16 protein-coding genes and 3 pseudogenes are annotated in these 21323 nt (G+C 44.1%); 5 read left to right on the forward strand and 14 right to left on the reverse strand.

The features are described from left to right. Positions 1-17: 17 nt before the first annotated feature. From cobB to P7F88_RS19555, 3 genes are all read right to left on the reverse strand, one after another. On the reverse strand, positions 18-749 hold the full coding sequence (gene cobB / locus P7F88_RS19545) for a Sir2 family NAD+-dependent deacetylase (RefSeq protein ID WP_277829233.1): 732 nt from the start codon (positions 747-749) through the stop codon (positions 18-20). 154 nt (positions 750-903) lie between these two features. Further along, complete coding sequence (locus P7F88_RS19550) at positions 904-2124, reverse strand: ammonium transporter (RefSeq protein WP_277827491.1); 1221 nt, start codon at positions 2122-2124, stop codon at positions 904-906. 301 nt (positions 2125-2425) lie between these two features. Further along, positions 2426-3811 (reverse strand): sigma-54-dependent transcriptional regulator, encoded by a 1386-nt coding sequence (locus P7F88_RS19555; RefSeq protein WP_277827493.1) that lies wholly within the window; start codon positions 3809-3811, stop codon positions 2426-2428. A gap of 231 nt (positions 3812-4042) precedes the next feature. Between P7F88_RS19555 and mobA the strand changes: the two genes are divergently transcribed. The 3 genes and pseudogenes from mobA to P7F88_RS19570 all read left to right on the forward strand — a co-directional run bounded on the left by mobA (position 4043) and on the right by P7F88_RS19570 (position 5426). Continuing rightward, the gene (gene mobA / locus P7F88_RS19560; protein WP_277827495.1) at positions 4043-4630 is read left to right on the forward strand and encodes a molybdenum cofactor guanylyltransferase MobA; all 588 of its coding nucleotides are present in this window, start codon (positions 4043-4045) and stop codon (positions 4628-4630) included. Beyond that, positions 4623-5140: pseudogene (mobB, locus tag P7F88_RS19565) on the forward strand (molybdopterin-guanine dinucleotide biosynthesis protein B); the annotation flags it as partial. The gene mobA and the pseudogene mobB, both read left to right, overlap by 8 nt. A 25-nt stretch (positions 5141-5165) precedes the next feature. Further along, on the forward strand, positions 5166-5426 hold the full coding sequence (locus P7F88_RS19570) for a DUF2960 family protein (protein ID WP_277827497.1): 261 nt from the start codon (positions 5166-5168) through the stop codon (positions 5424-5426). Positions 5427-5495: 69 nt separating this feature from the next. Here P7F88_RS19570 and nagK read toward each other — a convergent pair whose 3' ends face one another. Both nagK and P7F88_RS19580 read right to left on the reverse strand, forming a co-directional pair. Further along, positions 5496-6404 (reverse strand): N-acetylglucosamine kinase, encoded by a 909-nt coding sequence (nagK, locus tag P7F88_RS19575; protein ID WP_277827499.1) that lies wholly within the window; start codon positions 6402-6404, stop codon positions 5496-5498. A gap of 150 nt (positions 6405-6554) precedes the next feature. Continuing rightward, positions 6555-7279, reverse strand: a pseudogene (locus P7F88_RS19580) (tRNA-uridine aminocarboxypropyltransferase). Between the two features lie 136 nt (positions 7280-7415). Here P7F88_RS19580 and P7F88_RS19585 point away from each other — a divergent pair. Beyond that, positions 7416-7769 (forward strand): DUF2750 domain-containing protein, encoded by a 354-nt coding sequence (locus P7F88_RS19585; protein ID WP_277827501.1) that lies wholly within the window; start codon positions 7416-7418, stop codon positions 7767-7769. 105 nt (positions 7770-7874) lie between these two features. Here the strand turns inward: P7F88_RS19585 and queC are convergent, their stop codons facing one another. Next, entirely contained in the window at positions 7875-8567 is a 693-nt protein-coding gene (gene queC / locus P7F88_RS19590) for a 7-cyano-7-deazaguanine synthase QueC (RefSeq protein ID WP_277827503.1), read from the reverse strand. A 214-nt stretch (positions 8568-8781) separates the two neighbouring features. Here queC and P7F88_RS19595 point away from each other — a divergent pair. Further along, positions 8782-9530 (forward strand): annotated as a pseudogene (locus tag P7F88_RS19595) (Cof-type HAD-IIB family hydrolase); the annotation flags it as partial. Between the two features lie 60 nt (positions 9531-9590). Here the strand turns inward: P7F88_RS19595 and P7F88_RS19600 are convergent. From P7F88_RS19600 to P7F88_RS19635, 8 genes are all read right to left on the reverse strand, one after another. After that, the gene (locus tag P7F88_RS19600; protein ID WP_277827505.1) at positions 9591-11825 is read right to left on the reverse strand and encodes a diguanylate cyclase; all 2235 of its coding nucleotides are present in this window, start codon (positions 11823-11825) and stop codon (positions 9591-9593) included. 87 nt (positions 11826-11912) lie between these two features. Further along, positions 11913-12401 (reverse strand): GNAT family N-acetyltransferase, encoded by a 489-nt coding sequence (locus P7F88_RS19605; RefSeq protein ID WP_277827507.1) that lies wholly within the window; start codon positions 12399-12401, stop codon positions 11913-11915. Between the two features lie 97 nt (positions 12402-12498). After that, positions 12499-14376, reverse strand: a complete 1878-nt coding sequence (locus tag P7F88_RS19610) for a propionyl-CoA synthetase (RefSeq protein ID WP_277827509.1) — start codon at positions 14374-14376, stop codon at positions 12499-12501. 36 nt (positions 14377-14412) lie between these two features. Further along, a complete protein-coding gene (gene prpF / locus P7F88_RS19615) occupies positions 14413-15606 on the reverse strand; it encodes a 2-methylaconitate cis-trans isomerase PrpF (RefSeq protein WP_277827511.1) in 1194 nt (397 codons plus the stop codon). Between the two features lie 10 nt (positions 15607-15616). Next, positions 15617-18196, reverse strand: coding sequence for a Fe/S-dependent 2-methylisocitrate dehydratase AcnD (gene acnD / locus P7F88_RS19620; RefSeq protein ID WP_277827513.1), 2580 nt, complete (start codon positions 18194-18196; stop codon positions 15617-15619). Positions 18197-18251: 55 nt separating this feature from the next. Next, complete coding sequence (gene prpC / locus P7F88_RS19625; protein WP_277827515.1) at positions 18252-19382, reverse strand: bifunctional 2-methylcitrate synthase/citrate synthase; 1131 nt, start codon at positions 19380-19382, stop codon at positions 18252-18254. Between the two features lie 75 nt (positions 19383-19457). Further along, complete coding sequence (prpB, locus tag P7F88_RS19630; RefSeq protein WP_277827517.1) at positions 19458-20351, reverse strand: methylisocitrate lyase; 894 nt, start codon at positions 20349-20351, stop codon at positions 19458-19460. After that, positions 20341-21057 (reverse strand): GntR family transcriptional regulator, encoded by a 717-nt coding sequence (locus tag P7F88_RS19635; RefSeq protein WP_422128270.1) that lies wholly within the window; start codon positions 21055-21057, stop codon positions 20341-20343. The genes prpB and P7F88_RS19635 overlap by 11 nt, the downstream gene beginning before the upstream one ends. Positions 21058-21323 lie beyond the last annotated feature (266 nt).

Here is a 21323-nt window from a genome sequence, read left to right on the forward strand (position 1 = left end):
GGGGATTCTATTTAAAGTTAAGCGCGTTTAGCTTCTGTATGAGAAAGCAGTTCTTCTACCAACCTTGGCACTTCAATACTCGCTTTTCCGTAGCGCTTCTCTTCAAACTCAGACTCTACTGCACTAGGTTCGAGATTGATTTCTATGGTGTGAGCCCCGTGCATACGTGCATCATGAACAAACCCAGCCGCTGGATAAACTACGCCAGAAGTGCCTATAGAAATAAACAGATCCGCTTTTTCAAGAGCATGGTAAATATCCCCCATTCTTAGCGGCATTTCCCCAAACCAGACGATATGTGGGCGCATTTGCGAGGGTATCTGGCAACAGTGACATAGCTCACCGGTAAGAATGTCCTCTTTGTGCTCAACAACTTGGCCGCTTTCCGAACAGCGAGCTTTTAACAATTCTCCATGCATATGAATAATGTTGTTAGTACCGCCCTTTTCGTGAAGGTTATCGATATTTTGAGTAATGACAGTGACGGAGCCATCAAGTTCGGCTTCAAGTCGGCCTAACGCTAAATGTGCCGGATTCGGAGTGATCTGATCGCTTTGAAGTTTGCGTCTTCTCTGGTTATAAAAATCTTGCACCAAATCTGGGTTAGCATGAAAACCTTCTGGCGTTGCAACATCTTCAATCTTGTGGTTCTCCCACAGTCCATCCTGAGCTCTGAATGTCTTTATCCCCGACTCCGCAGAAATCCCTGCGCCAGTAAGAATCACAATATTTCGATATGGGAATGTCATCATACTAAATCCTTTTCGCCAGTACTTACGTTACTACTTCCGTTAATTAAAGTTTAACATTTAGGAAATATCACTAATAGCGATAAGGTTTTAGACAATAGTCGTAAAAAAACGGCGATAACGCCGTTTTTGTTCATTATTCTATACTTTGTGCTTACTCTTCATTTACAGAGCTAATCTTATGAATAGCCAGGTCCGCACCATTGAACTCATCTTCTTCAGACAATCGAAGACCTGTGACTGCATTCAGAATGCCGTAAACAATTGCAGCGCCAGCAACGGCGACAATAATACCTGCTAACGTACCAAGGATCTGAACCATTAAACTCACGCCGCCAAGTCCACCCAGTGCAGACTGACCAAAGATACCTGCAGCAATACCACCCCATGCGCCACAAACACCGTGAAGTGGCCAAACACCCAACACATCGTCAATCTTGGTTTTGTTCTGCATAAAGGTAAATAGCCAAACAAACAAGACACCAGCAACACCACCCGTTATAAGCGCACCAAGCGGGTGCATAAGGTCAGAACCGGCACACACCGCAACCAAACCAGCTAACGGACCATTGTGAATAAAGCCTGGGTCATTTTTGCCTGCGACTAATGCAGCAAGGATACCGCCAACCATTGCCATCAATGAGTTCATCGCAACCAAACCACTGATGCCATTAAGAGTCTGAGCAGACATTACGTTGAAACCAAACCAGCCAACACAAAGGATCCAGGCACCAAGCGCAAGGAAAGGTATGTTTGATGGTGCAAAGTTAGTGTGTTTGCCCGCACGAATACGGCCTTTACGCATTCCAAGGAAGATGACCGCTACCAGTGCAATCCAACCACCTACGCCGTGTACAACAACAGAACCGGCGAAATCGTGGAAACCAACACCAAAGGAAGACTCAAACCAATCCTGAAGGCCGAAGTTACCATTCCAGATGATGCCTTCAAAGAATGGGTAAACCAGACCAACGGTAAAGAAAGTTGCTAATAGAATTGGGTAGAAGCGCGCCCGCTCCGCAATACCACCAGAAACTATCGCCGGAATTGCTGCGGCAAAAGTCAGAAGGAAAAAGAACTTAACCAGTTCGTATCCGTTTCCAGCCGATAATGTCTCGGCACTGGAGAAAAACGTTGCATCATACGCGACCCAATACCCGATAAAGAAATACGCTATTGCTGAAACCCCAAAGTCAGCCAGTATTTTAACTAGAGCATTAACCTGGTTTTTCTTGCGAACCGTACCTACTTCCAAAAATGCAAATCCCGCGTGCATCAAAAATATCATGATGGCACCAAGCAAAAGAAACAGTGTGTCAGAGCTTTGCGTTAACGTCTGCACCGCACCATGAACCTGTTCAATTTCATTACTCATTCTAATTACTACTCCATGTACTCGCACAATTTTTGTGCGCATTTATTATTTCTAACCAAAATGGTTAATTTCGTTAGGATAAGCAGCACTAAGCAATTACCGAACCAATAATTCAGAAAATATAGAGCACACTAAAGTTCGCATGTAACTCACTGATAGTTATGAATATTGCATATAAGGAGGAATGAGATGAACTTGAAAATATCGAAGGCTAGTAGTATGCGGGGCACCATAATAGATCGTCGATGATCCATAATGGTGCATTAAGGGTGCTCGATAATGGAGCGGGGTGTTATTTCGTTTATTCTTCGTCCCACATTTTGAACTTTCTTTCAAGGGTTTTGCGGGCAACACCCAATTGTTTGGCAGCGGCCGATTTATTTCCATCGTGTAGGTCTACAACCTGTAGGATGTGCGCCTTCTCTACTTCCTTGAGTGTCCACTCGAGTGGATAACCTTGAGTTGGTTTCTGGCTAAACTCGGGAAACGTACTTGTATCATCACTATTTTTAGCAACATAGGCATAGTACTGTTCTTTGCTTTTCGATACATCAAAGCCCAAATCACGCCAATACTGCGCGGGAGGTTTTCCTATTAAAATGCACCTCTCTATTATGTTTCTTAATTCCCTGACGTTACCTGGCCAGTGATAGTGATACATTGCTTCGATATCTTCTTCTTCCCAGAGTAAAGACGCGTTATTTGCCTGCTCTTTCAGTAGTTGCTCTGTAAAGTATTCCACAAGTGGAGCGAGATCGGCTTTTCTCTCTCTAAGCGGCAGCAAGTCAATAAAAAGGACACTCAGGCGGTAGTAAAGATCGCCTCTGAAACGAAGGTTACTGACCTCTGAGGTTAGATCTTTGTTTGTTGCAGCAATAATTCGGATATCCAGCGGGCTACAACGGCTTTCTTCACCAGATCGCGAACAGCCTTCATCAATGATTCTTAGTAGTGCCCCCTGAATACTCATAGGCAGCTCGCTTACCTGATCAAGAAACAGAGTCCCCCCCTGTGCTAGCTGAAAAACGTTATTCTGCTTCCCAAAAAACTCCTGGTTAAGCTGTTTTTCTGAAGTACTGCAGTTTACCGGTATAAAAGGCCCTGAACGATTGCTTTGATGATGCAACCCTCTAGCCACAAGCTCTTTACCCGTCCCCGATTCACCTGCAATTAATACTGTAGCTCTAGATGGAGCAAGCTGTTTGATGGTTTGAAGTAATCGCTTTGTTGTATCAGAATCGCCGACTATCTGGTCGACATGATAACGTTTAAGATCTCTTTGGTGAGCAATAGTAGTGCGCTTGCTTATAATTCTATCCGCACAGTATTTTACGGATTGCGCAATCTGCTCGTGAGTAAATGGCTTAAGAAGTAAGTCACAAGAGCCTATTGCTAAATCAGATCTAACTGTCTCGATAGAATTCTGGTCTGCTAAGAAGATTAGGCATCCGGACCGTTTATCATTACTTAGCTTGAACTTTTCCCAACTCTCTCGTTCATTCCCGATAGACTTAGCATCCAGCAAAATAATGTCGTAGTGCTCAAAGTCACCTGTAACAATATCGTATAAGCTTGTTATTGCTGTAACCTGAAACGAAATCGTTGTGAATAATTTACTAAGATCCTGGCCAATCGTGACATCACTATCAACTATCAGTACAGATAGCCCTTGATAACGTGGTTCCACTGTTATTTTGCTAGAGAAAGGACTAAAATTCGACGCGTTACACATAATAGGTTGTAATTTTTATTCTCAATGCGCATTTTGTTGCACAAATATCACTATGAACTCGATACCATATCAAAATCTTTTATGACTCTCTAGAACTTTATTATGTGTGGTGTTGTATATTTTAGCTGTTTAAATCAGCGCATTTAGGTAACCTATTGGAATCACTATTGTTGTATGGATGAAAGATTGAAAAACAAAAATCAACTGAGCTGGACAATACTCGCAGGTGGTGAGGCCAAAAGAATGGGTGGGTCTGACAAAGGCCTTGTTTCATTTAACGATAAGCCACTCATAGAGTATGTGTACAACGCTTTAAAGCATCAGGTTCATTCTATAACCATCAGTGCAAATAGGAATATCGATGATTATCAAAAATACTCACCAGTCATTCGCGACGAACGTAAAGGATTCCAGGGGCCTTTAGCGGGAATAGAAGTTGCTTTAAAACACTCCGAAACGATCTGGACTGGTTTCGCACCCTGTGATTCTCCCAATCTACCAAACGATCTGGTTGCTAGGCTGACACATGAACTCTCCCCTGACGTCGATATATACGTCGCGATCGTCGGGAGCAAGGTACAACCTGTGTTTAGTGTTTGGAATAAAAGAACTTTAGCTAAACTTACTCAATATCTGGAGAATGGAGACCGAAAAATTATGTTGTTTTTCGATAACTGTAACACGGTTTATATTGATTTCAGCGATATTCCACACGCATTCGCTAACTTAAACTCTCCAGAAGATGTCACTAAGCTCGGAAACAAATATGAATAATCGCCCTAACCTACCTCTTCTTGGTTTTGCTGCTTTCAGTGGCACAGGAAAAACGACTTTATTGGAAGCATTACTCCCACTGATTCGCAATCACGGCATTCGTGTCGCTGTCCTAAAGCATGCTCATCACGACTTCGACGTTGATCAACCAGGCAAAGACAGCTATCGCCTTCGCAAAGCGGGGGCAGATCAGATGTTACTTGCTTCTGGCAATCGGCATGTGTTGATGACAGAAACACCAGAGGAAGAAGCTAGCTTTGAGTATCTTCTGAATATGTTCGATCATTCCAAACTTGACCTTATTCTGGTTGAGGGGTGCAAAAATTTGTCGTTCCCAAAATCGAACTTCATCGAGAAGAAGTCGGTAAACCCTGGCTATACACCGATGACATAGATATCATCGCCATCGCTGCAGATTGTAAACCTGTAGAAAAGACGCAATTACCAACACTAGATATCAACGACATAGAAGCGATTTGTGGATTCGTTGTTAATTTTGTAAAAAGCTATACCCCAGAAACAGAGTAATATTGATATGGCACGCACCATTATTTATGTATATAAAAAACAAGAAAAAACACTGACATTTTCCTATGAAAAGTATCGCACTATTCACGAAGCGGTCGCCGAAGCTGAAGGTATAGACTTAACTGAATATTTGAAAATGGAACAACAAGTTGAAGCTGTTTCGGATACAAAAGCGGTAAGGGATTATAGAGACTCTTACTTTAAGAAGCTGGGATTCGGGAAAATAACTTTAGCCCAAAAAGAAAACCGAGGCGTCGGTAAGAAGTAGTAGAGAAAACGGATAAGAAGAAAAACGGGCAACCTAGCGTTGCCCGTTTTTTATTTATTCATGTTCAGGTTATTTGATATTCAGGAACGCTGCGCCCCGAACACCGCCTGAGTCGCCATGTTTTGCCTTGATGATTTTAGGGCACTTAGCAACAGAAAGCAGGTACTTTGGAATGCGTTTTGGCATCTCTTCATAAATCAGGTCGTAATTAGACAGACCACCGCCCAACGCAACCACGTGCGGGTCGAAAGCAGTGAACAGGTTAGCAAAGCAGATAGCCAGCAATTCCATAAAGCGTTCTACATGTTCAACCGCTTTTTCTTCGCCTTCAGCCTGAGCCTTGATGATATCTATCGCTTTTTTCTTTTCGCCATAGTAGTGAGTATATAGCTGTTCGAAACCACGGCCAGACAGATAGTTATCCAGACAGCCTTTCTTGTCACAACCACATTCAAAAATTGGTGCGTTCTCGCCGAGATGGAACCATGCATCCAGAGGAAGGCGCATATGACCAACCTCTCCTGCTACGTTGTTACGGCCGGAAAATACTTTGCCATCAAAAACAAAACCACCGCCAAAACCAGTGCCAAGAATAAGACCTGCTACAGACGGTTCGCCCTGAAGATCCTCATCCCACGCTTCTGAAAGTGCAAAACAGTTTGCATCGTTTTCCACTTTAACTTCACGTCCGATACGTGCTTCAAGATCCTTACGCAGAGGCTTTCCCTTTGCAGCAGGAACGTTTACTGTCAGCACCGTGCCATCATCCGCGTCTTCCATACCTGGAAGGCCGATACCAATCTTGCCAGCTACACCAAGCTCGGCATCATATTTTTCTACCAGACCAGCTAGTGTTTCAACAAGTACCTGATAGTCATCAACTGGTGTCGGTACGCGCTCTGTTGCTACGCGTTCAAGTTTCTCATTAAAAGCACCAAATTCAATCTTGGTGCCACCGACATCAAAGCCATAGTACATAGTTATTCTCTCCTAGAAAAAAGCGTTCCAAATGCGGAACACAAATAAAACTTTGTGCATTATCCATATCTCGACGCCTGTCGTCCGTGACGAAAGGCAAATAAATTCTTCTGTAACAACTTGTTGAGCGAGTAATAACCACTCTTACTGTTATTTTGCTGATTCTATATACGCTTGCAAAGCCGGTCTTGTTAGATCCTGACGTATACGGGTCTTACTAAGCATATAGCTTTCGCGAAAGGTCTCAAACCAGGATGAAAGCACCCTGGCTGCTTTTTGCTCACCCAATTGTTCCATAACCAGGCTGGCCACTTCCGCTGTCGATAGATGGTTGTCGTTGTGAGAATTACGCATCACATATTCCGACACTTTCTCGGGTCTTATCGACAAAATAGGTAACTTATCTAAGTAAGGAGATTTTCGGAACATTCTCCGAGCTTCACGCCAGCTCCCATCCAAAAAAATAAGTAGCGGCGTTTTTCCTTGTACTCTAAACGAATCAGCCCCTCAATTACCCGGCTTCGATTTTCCACATACTCTTCAGGAAAAACGATTATCGGCTGGAACTCGGAGTTGCTAAGTAGTTCAAGCAACTCCGCTTCTGGTTCGGTTCTGGACCATTGATAGCAAAAGGTCTGTTTAACAGTGTCAGCAATCAGTCTGCCTGTATTACTCGGTTTCAGTACCTCATTGTCTGACATCAGCAGTAATACCGCTAACTCGGTGTCTATATCAGGCTGGTATTCACATATACAAAACTGCTTTGCGATACAACAATGAACGCACCGCTCAACCTTTGCGCCCCTTGCCTTAAATGGCTTGGTAGCGATATTTCTACGGTGTTCGATTAATTTGTGAACGGCGTGAATTCTCATATTTAGCTTCAGGATTGATAACAAAAATCAGATGCGCATTTTACTGACAGTTTTTATCGGGTCAATCGAGAATTGTGTGCGTTTCTCTACCTCCAGGTGGTATGATTGCGCCACCTTTCCTAATGAGAATAAAACAATGACTAAACTTACCAGTGATATTCAGGCTAACCTGGAACTATTTGTTAAAGAGACAAAAGAAAACAATCTAGTCTGGGGCCTAAGAAACGAAGAGGAAGGATGGCTGGCTTGTGACTCTGCTGAATTCGAAAACAGCGAAGTTATGCCTTTCTGGTCTTCAAAAGAAGATGCTTTGGTTCACAATGTAGAAGAGTGGTCTGAGTTTGAGGTTCTTGAAATTCCTCTGGATATCTTCGTTGAAGATTGGTTAATCACTCTGGCAGAAGACGGCGTTCTGGTTGGCACAAACTGGAATAGCGAACTGGAAGGAAAAGAAGTAGAGCCTTCTGAACTCGCTAAAATGTATCTGTAACTGGTATATAGTCCAGTATATGTGGGTGAGTTTGTGGCTCACCCATTATTATTTATACCTTTATGCACCTATTCTTTATGCACCTATTCTTTATGCACCTATTCTTTATGCGTCCTGCTGTTTTTCCACCAGCGACGACATAACACTCTCTTTATTGTTTAGGTACTCTTCCAGCCCGGCCTTACGCAATAGACATGAAGGGCAATCGCCACAACCATCGCCAATTAAACCGTTGTAACAGGTTAATGTCTGGTTGCGAACAAGATCGAGCGCCTGGTATTGATCCGCCAAAGCCCACGTTTCGGCTTTGTTAAGCCACATTAACGGAGTTATGATCTCTAATTCTCTGTCCATTCCCTGTACCAGTGCACTGTTCATGGCTTTTATGAAATCATTACGGCAATCTGGGTAACCAGAGAAATCCGTCTCACACACGCCGGTAATAACGGCTGATGCCCCAACCTGATAGGCGTATATACCCGCTAAAGTAAGGAACAGAATATTTCTACCCGGTACAAAAGAGTTCGGTAACCCGTTTTCTTGTAACTCGTGAGAAACGGCGATATCGTCACGGGTAAGCGAGCTGATTGCCAGTTCATTTAGCAAGCCAACATCCATCACTTTATGGTGCTTTATCCCAAGATCATTTGTTAGCTTTTGCGCAACTTCTATCTCTGCTTTATGTCTCTGACCATAATCAAATGTTATCGCGTGGACTTCATCATACTCTTTCATTGCCTGAACCAGACAAGTGGTAGAGTCTTGTCCCCCACTGAACACAACAACCGCTTTTTTCACCTGGACACCTGTATAACTGAAATAACTTTGCGCCGACCTTAATAGATGCTAAATGCAACGTCAACTAACTTTAACTACCATTTGCTACCCTTTTTGCTTATGCTTGGCGCAATTTTTTGATTGTTCATTTTATAGGTAAGTTATGTATAAGCTTGTTGCGCTGGATATGGACGGCACACTGTTAAATTCCGACAAAGTCGTCACCGAAAGAAACAAAAAGCAATTATGAATGCAAAAGATGCAGGCGTAAAAGTATTACTGGCTTCTGGCCGGCCACTTGAAGGGATGACGCGCTACCTGGAGGAACTAGGTCTTACTTCAGATAATGACTACGTAATTTGCTACAACGGCTCTCTTGTTAAGCGAGTATCGGATGGAAAGACAGTTCGTACTCAAATTCTGTCAGGTAAAGATGCTAAGAAGCTGGCACTAATCGCCATTGAAATGGGGTCTCACATTCATGCGTTTAGTCCGGAAAGAGGCTTAATCACGCCAAAAAATAACCCTTATACGGAACACGAAGCGATTATTAACGGCCTAGATATTGTCGAGTTTGATTTTGCTGACCTGAGTGACGATGAGCAAATCATTAAAGCGATGATCGTCGATGATGGAGATGCCCTTACAGAGGCTATCAGCAAGCTGCCTTCAGAGCTTTACGATGAATACACTATTGTTCGTAGTGCCGATATTTTCCTTGAGTTTCTCAATAAGGACAGTAACAAGGGTGTTGGTGTTGCCTCTGTTGCTCAGCTATTAAATATCAACCCTGAAGAAGTAATATGTATGGGGGATGCGGAAAACGATCATCATATGATCAATTATGCAGGTCTTGGTGTCGCCATGGGTAATGCAACTGAAGATACAAAATCGATTGCCGACCATATTACCCTATCAAACGATGAATCAGGTGTCGCCGCAGTACTAGAACAATATGTTCTGGAACTAGAAGCAACGGCTTAATTCAAGTCTATCGAGAGCTGCTACTTTTGAGGTGGCAGCACTCTAGCCCTCTTATAGAACTTATAGATAGGTCACCTTATTTCTTCCGTTGTCTTTAGACATATAAAGCGCTTTATCTGCTCTTCCGATTAAGCTTTCAGCGCTATCGTCTGGTAGATAGGTTGTTACGCCAAAACTCGCCGTAATATCACGTATACCCTCCATCAAGTGTGATGACAGCAGTTTGCGCAGGTTTTCAGCTAATTTAATAGCACCAGCTTTATCTGTGTGAGGACAAACAATCATAAACTCTTCACCGCCCCAACGTCCTATAAAGTCCACTTCGCGGATATGCGTAGAAAATAAAGCTGATGATTCTTTTAGCACAACATCACCCGTCTGGTGCCCATAGGTATCGTTAACCAGCTTAAATTTGTCGATATCAATCATTATGATACTTAATTGTTGGTCATCGTAACGATCCATAAACTGCAACTCACGTTCAAGGATAGACTCAATTTTTGCTCGATTGTTAAGACTAGTTAATGAATCAGTATCAGATAGGAACCGCAGCTCTTCATTTTTGTTCTGTAGTTCTTTCTGGGCCTGCTTAAGCTGCTCTAACGCTTCTTCGGTATGAAGTTTTTCTCGCTTAACTCGCGAGTTCCATCGGGCACTGACCAACAAGAGTAAAGTCGCAGCGGTCAGTACCACTGCCAATAATGTATAGTCCCTGGTTTCGATTGTTTGAAGGGTAAACCACTTCTCTCTTATCACCATATGATCGGATGGTGATATGGAGCGGTAACCTTTGGATAGAATCGAAGTGAGTTCAGGCATATGATTTGGTGCCACGAAGCTGAAGTGGACATTGCCATATTCTGTTGGTGCTGCGACCTTTATATTCGGCATCTCGCCACTCGCCATCAGGTAGTTGGCAATTGCAAGATTACCAACATAAGCGTCTGCCCTTCCTTCGTTTACCATTTTAATGGCTTCCAACGAGTTTACAGCGTTAATCACCTTGATATCAGGATAATCGCTAGCTATCCATATATTCGTTAGATACCCCTTCTCCAAAACAACTGTTTTGGATTTTAGTTCAGATAACGAGTTTACGAATAAAGCATTTTTGTTGGTAATGATTACCATCGGGTAGGAAAGATAAACATCACCAAATACCATCTGCCTGCTTCGTTCTTCAGACTTAACCATTATCGCTATCGAATCAAACGCCCGGTCATCTTTATCTAATTCAGCAATAGCCTTGAGAGGGTTCATGTCGGTAACGACATATTCTGCTTTGAATCCGAGTTTATTAGCCACGTTTGTTAGATAGTCAACGGCCAGCCCCTTTGCCACACCATTGTCAGAAAACTCAAATGGCGCTCCATTGGGCCTTATTTGAAAACGAATAACGGGATGATTGGTAAGAAACTCCATTTCACTCAGAGTTAGATCGTTTGGATCACGGTTAAAAACAGACTCAGATAGCCACTGTTCAAAGATATGCTGATGCATGCTATTTGGAATAGCACTTACCAGTTTATCCATGATCCGTTTAAGAATTGGCTCGTCCTTCCGTGTACCAACAGCCTGCTTCCAGTCATCAAGAAAAGTTCCATTCAACTTCATTTTGTTGAAATAGTGATTTTGTATCTTATAGCCAAGTACCGCCTGTGTTCCCGCAACACCATAAGTTTGGCCCGAAGCAACAAGCCTTAATCCCTCATCAAGATTAACAACCTCTTTTAAAACCAGGTTAGGATAGTTATCCCTTAGATATGCTGTAGATGCATAACCACTCACAACCGCAACGGTTTTGCCATCAAGGGCTTTCAAATTATCAATTGATGGGGCGCCAGACAAAGTCGCCAACCCAAGTGAAGTAGGCAGATAACCCCGAGTAAAATCAAGATACGCCTGCCTGTCTGGTTTATTTACCAGTGCATCAACCAGATCGCACTCTCTACTCTTCGCTTTTTCAAGGGTAGCTTTCCAGGAATTTGAAGGCACATATTCAAAGGGAATCTCCAACGTGCGAGAAAAAAGGGAAACGTAGTCGCTGGTAATGCCTATCAGCTGATCATTAACATTTTTAGAAAACGGCATCCAATCAGGATCACTGCAATGAGTGATCACCGATTTCAGCTCTAGATATTGTTGTTCTTCGGCCGTCAGTTGTACATCGAGGGTAATTTTATCCAGATGTGTAGCCTGGCTGGTAGGCGAGAAAAAAAACTGGGCGACAATAACAACGCTCAGTTTTAACCGATTAATGTAATGTTCTTTAGTCTTACTGTACCTTTTTTGCACTCTCGCCTCGGTTAAACCTGACACTACCACTTATTGATGAGGTAAATATTATAGCAAAAATGCGTTTACTCAACTCCGTTCTGTTCACTAATTGAGAGGTTTCCTCAAGTAAAGGATATGGCTTTTGAACTTCATTTTCTTATAAAAATGAACAGCAGCCTGATTAAAATCCCATACTTCTACAAACACTTGCTTCACACCGTAGTCTTCAAACATATTTTCCATACGACTAAATAAGCGCTGTGCAACGCCTCTATTACGATATTCAGGAGAAACATACAGTTCATCAATACTTCCCATTTGCACCGATTTGCTAATCACCGAAACAAGTTCGCAAAAATGACCGGTTATAAAACCAACGATTTTGTTATCTATTTCCGCGACAAATATCAGACACTCAGGTTCATCGAGATAGCTAGAGATGTTTTTTTCAAGCTGAACTTCTTCAGGAGTTTTGAAATGCTCTGGTTCCATTTCATGATGATATTGATGTAACAGATACATCTGATGATTAAGTTCTTCAAGATCGGTTATTCTGGCTGGACGAATAGTCGGTTTGTTCACGATAAAGCCCATAATTACAGGATGTTAGTTAGAGTATACACAGAAAAAGAACAGGCGCTAATTATAACATTAGCGCCTGTTTCATTTTAGCAAGCAAGGCTAGGGGTTACTATTGATGAAGTACTTTTTCTATTTCATTCAAACTTGATGGATCATCAATGGTTGAAGGAACGGTATATTGCTCGCCGTCAGCAATCTGCCTGATGGTTTTACGCAAAATTTTACCTGAACGCGTTTTCGGTAATCTGTCGACAACAAGTGCATGCTTAAAACAGGCAACTGCGCCTATCTCTGCTCTAACCTTGCCGACAAGCTCACCTTCCAGTTCTAGGTCGTCAACCTTCACACCGTCTTTCAGAACAACAAACCCGAGCGGTAGCTGACCTTTAAGCTCATCGTGAACACCAACAACTGCACACTCCGCGACTGCCGGGTGTCCACCAACAATTTCTTCCATTTCGCCTGTTGATAGTCGGTGCCCTGCGACGTTAATAACATCGTCGATGCGGCCCATAATAAACAGATAGCCATCGTCATCCAGATAACCACCGTCACCAGAGACATAGTAGCCTTCGAATTGACTCAGGTAACCACTCTCAAATCTGTCATGGTTACGCCATACTGTTGGCAAACAGCTAGGTGGCAGTGGTAGCTTAATGGATACAAAGCCCTGTTGATTCGCTTGCGCTGGTTCGCCCAGTTCATCGAGAATTTCAACCTGAAATCCGGGAATAGGCTTGGTTGCAGAACCCGCCTTAACAGGCATCATTTCAAGCCCGGTGGGATTACCGGATATCGCCCAACCTGTCTCGGTTTGCCACCAGTGATCAATGACGGGTTTTGATGTCTGTTGCTCTACCCACTCCAGCGTTGGCGGATCAAGTCGCTCTCCTGCCATAAAGATGGTTTCTACAGATGAAATATCGTACTTAAGTAAATATTCACCGTTTGGATCTTCTTTTTTTACTGCCCTAAATGCTGTTGGTGCTGAAAACAACGCATTTACTTTGTACTCGTCACACACGCGCCAGAAAGCACCCGGATCAGGGGTACGTACTGGTTTGCCTTCATACAGAATAGTTGTACAGCCGTGAATTAGTGGCGCATAAACAATATAGGAGTGGCCTACGACCCAGCCTACATCCGATGCTGCCCAGAACACACCATCCTGCTCGATGTTATATACTGTTTTCATGCTGTATTTCATTGCAACTGCATGACCACCGTTGTCACGAACAACTCCTTTAGGCTTGCCTGTAGTACCCGATGTGTAAAGGATATAGAGAGGGTCAGTCGCATTAACCGGAACACAGTCATGAGGCGAAGCGGTTTCTATCGCTTGTTTCCAGTCAATATCTCGCTCGTGATTGAGTTCTACTTCACCTTCTTTGCGTTGAAACAGAATAACTTTTTCAGGTTTCCAACGGCTGTCCATGATCGCTTTATCGACCAATGGCTTGTAAGGGATTACCTTGTTGATTTCGATGCCACAGGATGCCGTCATTATCACCTTCGGCTCTGCATCTTCTATTCGCACAGCAAGTTCGTTCGGCGCAAAACCGCCAAATACCACCGAATGAATCGCACCGAGCCTTGCACAAGCTAACATCGCAATGGCGGCTTCAGGGATCATCGGCATATAGATAACAACCCGGTCACCTTTCTCAACGCCCTGTTCAGCTAACATGCCAGCGACTTTCGCAGTCTGATCACGCAGCTGAAGGTAAGTATATTTGCGCTTAGTTAATGTTACCGGTGAGTCATAGATCATCGCGATACTGTCGCCACGCCCCTGTTCTACATGATAATCCAACGCCATATAGCAGGTATTCATTTCACCATCGACAAACCAGCGATCTATTCCCTGTTCATCTTTTTGCAGAATGGTCTCCGGGAATGTATACCAGGAAAGTTGCTCTGCTTGTTGTTTCCAAAACTGCTCTGGTTGCTCTATTGAAAATTGATACTCTTTTTCGTAGGCAGACATATTGCTTCCTCCAGTATGTCCTAGGATCTATTGAACTTAGATAGTTTCTCTTGGGACACGCGCCCAACCTTCCATAATTACCCGGGCGCTGCGACTCACGATCGCTTTCTCGACAACCCAGCCACTTTTAGTTTCTGCCGCTTTAGCGCCGACTTTTAGCGTCCCTGAAGGATGACCAAAAGTAACAGACTCTTTTTCTCCGCCACCAGCAGCAAGGTTTACCAATGTTCCGGGGACACAAGCCGCAGAAGCAATCGCTACAGCAGCTGTGCCCATCATTGCGTGGTGCAACTTGCCCATGGACATCGCTCTTACCAGCACGTCGATATCGTCACTGTTAACTTGTTTTCCACTTGATGATTCATAACCCGTTGCCTTCCCGACAAACGCCACCTTAGGCGTATGCTGGCGAGTTTCCGCTTCACTGACATCTGAGATTAAGCCCATTCTAAGTGCACCATAAGCACGGATGGTTTCAAACATCTCAAGCGCCTTAGAATCGTTATTGATATCATCCTGAAGCTCTGTACCAACATAGCCAACTGAAGCAGCATCGATAAATATGGTCGGGATACCCGCATTAATCATGGTTGCCTGCATTGAACCAACACCCGGTACATCAAGATCATCTATCAAATTTCCGGTAGGAAACATTGAGCTATCGCTATCTGCCGGATCAAGAAAATCGACCTGAATTTCCTCAGCTGGGAAAGTAACCCCATCAAGCTCAAAGTCACCGGTTTCCTGTACGCATCCGTTTTTAATCGGTACATGGATATGAATCGATTTATTGATATTGGCCTGCCAAACTTTTACTACTACAGTGCCATTCTCCGGGATTCGTTCTGGCGGAATTAACCCGCTTTGAACAGAAAAAGGGCCAACCGCTGCAGATAGGTTTCCGCAGTTACCACTCCAGTCCATAAAAGGCTTATCGATGGATACCTGACCAAACAGGTAATCCACATCATGATCCGGTTGCGTGCTTTTTGAAACAATGACCGTTTTACTAGTGCTGGACGTAGCACCACCCATGCCATCAATCTGTTTCGCGTAAGGATCTGGGCTGCCGATAATACGCAAAAACAGCTTATCTCTTGCTTCACCTGGCTTCTGGGCCTGTGCAGGTAAGTCTTCGAGATTAAAGAAGACACCTTTACTTGTGCCGCCGCGCATATAGGTAGCTGGAACCCGGATTTGAGAGTGAATCTTGGTTTGATATGTACTCATATTCACTCCCTTAACCCGCTAAAAAATCCTGAGCGAAGCGCTGCAGTACACCGCCCGCTTTATAAACAGAGACTTCATCTGCAGTATCAAGACGGCATGTCACCGCAACATCCAGTTTTTCACCGTTCGCTCTGGTGATAACAAGTGCCAGGTCTATACCTGGCTCAATGTCACCGACTACATCGTAGGTTTCAGTACCATCAAGTTCCAACGTCTTACGGTTAACACCATCTTTAAACTGAAGTGGAAGCACACCCATACCCACAAGGTTTGTTCTGTGTATTCGCTCGAAACCTTCCGCTGCAATCGCCTCAACGCCTGCTAAACGAACCCCTTTGGCTGCCCAGTCACGAGAAGACCCCTGTCCATAATCCGCACCAGCAACAATAATCAAAGGTTGCTTGCGGTTCATATAGGTCTCGATGGCCTCCCACATACGAGTTACTTTGCCTTCCGGTTCTATACGAGCCAGTGAACCCTGAACCACTTCACCATCTTCTTTGACCATTTCATTAAATAGTTTTGGATTGGCGAAAGTCGCTCGCTGCGCAGTTAAGTGGTCACCACGGTGTGTCGCATAAGAGTTGAAGTCCTCTTCCGGTAAACCCATTTTCGCCAAATACTCACCGGCAGCACTGCTTGCCAGAATCGCATTCGAAGGTGACAAATGATCGGTAGTGATATTGTCCGGAAGAATGGCAAGTGACCTCATAGAAGAAAGGGTTCTCTCTCCTGCCAGTGCACCTTCCCAATACGGAGGTCTACGTATATAAGTGCTTTGTGGACGCCAGTCATACAGTGGGTCGCTTTTTCCTACATCATCATCCAGCTTAAACATCTGAATATAGACCTGATTGAACTGCTCTGGCTTCACATGTTGATTTACCACTGCATCAATTTCTTCATCAGAAGGCCATAAGTCATTCAGATAGACAGGATTACCGTTTTGATCCTTACCGATAGCGTCTCGTTCGATATCAAAACGAATAGTTCCCGCTAAAGCATAAGCAACCACTAACGGCGGAGATGCCAGAAATGCTTGCTTCGCGTAAGGATGAATGCGGCCATCAAAGTTTCGGTTGCCAGATAGTACCGCGGTTGAATAAAGATCCCTTTCGATGATCTCGTTCTGAATTTTTGGATCCAAAGCACCGCTCATACCGTTACAGGTTGTACAGGCATAAGCCACAATGCCGAAACCCAATGCTTCAAGCTCAGGCAGTAAACCTGCTTCTTCTAGATAAAGTTTGGCAACTTTAGAACCTGGTGCGAACGACGTTTTTACCCACGGTTTACGAACTAGGCCAAGCTCATTAGCTTTTTTCGCTAACAGCCCTGCTGCTACGACATTTCGTGGGTTACTGGTGTTGGTACAGGATGTAATGGCAGCGATAATAACTGCTCCATCTGGGAGTAAGCCTTCTTGTTCCTGCCATTCTCCCGCGATACCTTTTTCAGAAAGTTGAGCGGTTGGTAGTCTTCTATGCGGATTTGAAGGACCAGCCATATTACGTTCAACACTGGAAAGGTCGAACTCCAAAACACGTTCATATTGAGCGGTTTCGAGGTCGTCTGCCCATAATCCCGTGTGTTTGGCGTATTGCTCTACCAGTTCAACTTGTTTTTCATCTCGGCCGGTTAATTTAAGGTAATTAATGGTCTGTTCATCTATATAGAACATTCCCGCAGAAGCACCGTATTCCGGAGTCATATTAGAGATGGTCGCTCTGTCTCCGATAGTCAGATCTTTTGAACCTTCACCAAAGAACTCAAGATAGCTAGAAACAACACGCTCGTTACGCAGAAATTCGGTAATCGCCAAAACGATATCGGTGGCAGTAATTCCCGGCTGTCTCTTGCCGATAAGCTTTACGCCAACAATATCCGGCAGGCGCATCATTGAAGGCCTGCCAAGCATCACGGTTTCTGCTTCAAGGCCACCTACACCAATCGCGATAACACCCAAAGCATCTACATGAGGAGTATGACTATCTGTACCGACACAGGTGTCGGGGTAAGCCACGCCATCTTTAAGCTGAATAACCGGCGACATCTTTTCCAGGTTAATCTGGTGCATAATGCCGTTACCAGCAGGAATTACGCTGACATTTTCAAATGCCGTTTTACACCACTCGATAAAATGGAATCTGTCTTCATTACGGCGGTCTTCTATTGCTCGGTTCTTCTCAAACGCACCTGGTTCAAAGCCACCATGTTCGACGGCAAGTGAGTGATCCACGATCAGTTGGGTTTCAACAACCGGATTTACTTTTGAAGGATCACCACCCTGCTCTGCAATGGCATCTCTAAGGCCAGCTAAATCAACTAATGCGGTTTGACCCAGGATATCGTGACAAACAACACGCGCAGGATACCAGGGGAAGTCCAAATCACGCTTACGTTCGATTAACTGTTTCAGGCTATCAGTTAACGTTTCCGGCTCGCATCGGCGAACCAGTTGCTCAGCAAGCACTCGTGAGGTATAAGGCAACTTTTCATAAGCGCCGTGAGAAATAGTATTTACCGCCTCTCTGGTGTCGTAAAAGTCAACGTCACTACTGGGCAGTTTTTTTCTAAACTGGGTATTCATAGCTTCCATCCATGATTTTCGACCAGCAGCCTTTTGACTGCCAGCCAATTAATGCTTAAGAGCGCTGTTCGATAGGCAACCAATCCTGATGATCTGGGCCATCATAATCTGCACTTGGGCGAATGATTCGATTATTGGCGCGCTGCTCATAAACGTGCGCTGCCCAGCCTGTTAGACGGCTCATCACAAAGATAGGTGTAAACAGCTTGGTTGGAATATCCATAAAGTGATAAGCAGATGCATGGAAGAAATCTGCGTTGCAGAACAGGTCTTTTTCTCGTTTCATCACGGATTCAACACGTTCAGATACTGCATAGAGGTGCGTGTCACCCGTTGCTTCGGAAAGCTCTTTTGACCAGCGCTTAATAAGTGCGTTACGTGGATCTGATTCTCGATATACAGCATGACCAAAGCCCATGATTTTCTCTTTGGCTTCCAGCATCGCCATGGTTTTCTCTTCGGCTTCTTCAGGTGATGTCCAGTTCTCAATCATCGCCATCGCTGCTTCATTTGCACCACCGTGCAGTGGACCTCGAAGTGTGCCAATAGCCGCAGTGATACAAGAATGGATATCAGACAAAGTAGAAGCACAAACACGCGCCGCAAACGTAGAGGCGTTAAATTCATGCTCTGCGTACAGAATCAGTGAACAATGCATTACCTGTTTGTGTAGTTCTGTTGGTGCTTTGTCGGTAAGCAGTTTCAGGAAGTAACCACCGATGGTGTCTTCAGACTGATCTTCGGTATCGATTCTTACGCCATCATGACTATAGCGATACCAGTAACAGATAATCGCTGGGAACGTCGCCAGCATTCTTTCTGTCGCCGCCTGCTGCTCAGAGAACGCCATTTCCTGCTCTAAGTTTCCTAATACAGAACAACCCGTTCTCATTACGTCCATTGGATGCGCCTCTTTAGGAATCAGTTCCAATGCCGATTTTAGTTCTGTTGGTAATCCACGGAGCCCGACAAGACGAGTCTTATAATCATCCAGCTCTTTTTGATTTGGTAGGTGACCCTGTAATAACAAGAACGCCACTTCTTCGAATTGAGCATTGTTAGCCAGGTCAGTGATGTCATAGCCACGATATGTAAGCCCCGTACCAGTTTGACCTACGGTACACAGCGATGTTGTCCCGGCACTTTGTCCACGTAATCCTGCTCCACCTAGTTTCTTGTCAGGCATGACGAACTCCTTTTCCAGTATTTGCAGCTCTCTTACTGCGTTGTTTTACGTATTGGTTTAATTTATTAATGTTTATTATTTTTGTGAGAAAAGCTGATCCAGCTTATCTTCGTAGTCGTGATAATTAAGGTGCGCATAGAGCTCTTTACGAGTCTGCATATGCGGTACCATTGCTTCCTGATTTCCGGTGTCGAGTAAGTGCTGATAGACCATTTCTGCAGCTTTGTTCATCGCCCGGAAAGCACTTAACGGGTAAAGCACCATATCAACGCCGTGAGCTGCTAACTCTTCACCACCGTATAAGGGTGTTTGACCAAACTCAGTAATGTTTGCCAAAATCGGAACATGTTTACCCGTTGCAGACTGAAGTGCAGATGAGAACTTTTGGTATTGTTCTAGCTCTGTCATCGCTTCAGGGAAAATCATGTCAGCACCTGCTTCAATACAAGCAATTGCACGTTCTATAGCAGAATCTATTCCTTCAACCGCTAATGCATCGGTACGCGCCATAATCACAAAATCGCTATCATTTCTTGCGTCTACTGCTGCTTTTACACGATCAACCATCTCTTCTTGGCTTACGATCGCTTTGTTTGGCCTGTGTCCACAGCGTTTTTGTGCTACCTGATCTTCCATATGAACTGCAGCAGCACCGGCTTTCTCCATCGCTTTAATTGTTCGGGCAATATTAAACGCACCACCAAAACCGGTATCGATATCCACCATTAATGGCAGATCACAAGCGTTGGTAATTCGGTCAACATCTACAAGAACATCGTTCAAAGTGGTGATTCCAAGATCAGGCAGACCATATGAAGCGTTTGCAATACCGCCGCCGGATAGATAGATAGCCTGATGCCCGACGTTCTTTGCCATCATGGCGCAATACGGGTTTACGGTGCCGACAATTTGTAGAGGATCGTTTTCTTGCACAGCAGCTCTGAATTTTTCCCCGGACTCATGACGCATTCTCCTTTGCAGTTTTCATCTGTTGTTCAATTAGGATTTGGCTACCTGATATGTGTCTTCTCATCAGTAACTCAGCCAACTCTTCATCCCGGTTTTTAATCGCATTCAGAATCATGCGATGTTCATCCAGAGCGTGAGATGGCCTAGAGTGCGTAGATGGAGACTGGTAGCGATACATTCTCAGTAAGTGATAGAGCTCGTCGCACAACAGCGAAACAAGTTTGGTGTTACGACTCGCTTTTATGATTTGGTAATGGAAGTCAAAGTTACCCTGTTGGTGGATGTAGGATTTGCCTTCAACTTCATCGATGTGTTTGGAGTGGGTTTCAAGAAGGGCTTCTAGCTGACTAACTTCTTCTTTTGAAATAAAACGCGCGGCTAGGCGTGCTGCCATCCCTTCAAGTGATTCACGAACGGCGTACAGTTCGCAAAGATGCTCTTGTGATAACGAAATAACGCGTGCACCCACATGAGGAATACGTTCAATCAATCCTAAACCTTCAAGGCGCATCATGGCTTCACGTAATGGTCCGCGGCTCACCCCAAGTTTTTTAGCCAGTTCAGGTTCAGAGATTTTAGCTCCGGAAGGCAAATCCCCTTCTACGATTGCTTCTACAAGATACTCAGTCAGGTTATGAGACTTAGTCCCTTCTTTGTCTGACGTCTTGAAGTCTACTTTGTCGACAATATTGCTCACCTGACTCATTCCTCTTTACATAAATGTTAACAATGTAACCGTTATGTACGTAAATTAGCCTAGTGAAGATACTAATGACAAGTAAATTGTCGACAATTACTACCAATGTCTAATACGGTTCAGCAACGTTAACGGCATGGAACCACTTGTTTGCTGGGAATAAATACGTTACAAATCAGCAACAAATAGTTATAAAGAAAAATTGTCGACAAAATATCGATAACTATGTCTGTGTAATCTGTTTACAATTTTTAAAAAGCGTAATCAGATCTAAT

The organism is Vibrio hannami, assembly GCF_029589055.1.
Taxonomy (GTDB): domain Bacteria; phylum Pseudomonadota; class Gammaproteobacteria; order Enterobacterales; family Vibrionaceae; genus Vibrio; species Vibrio hannami.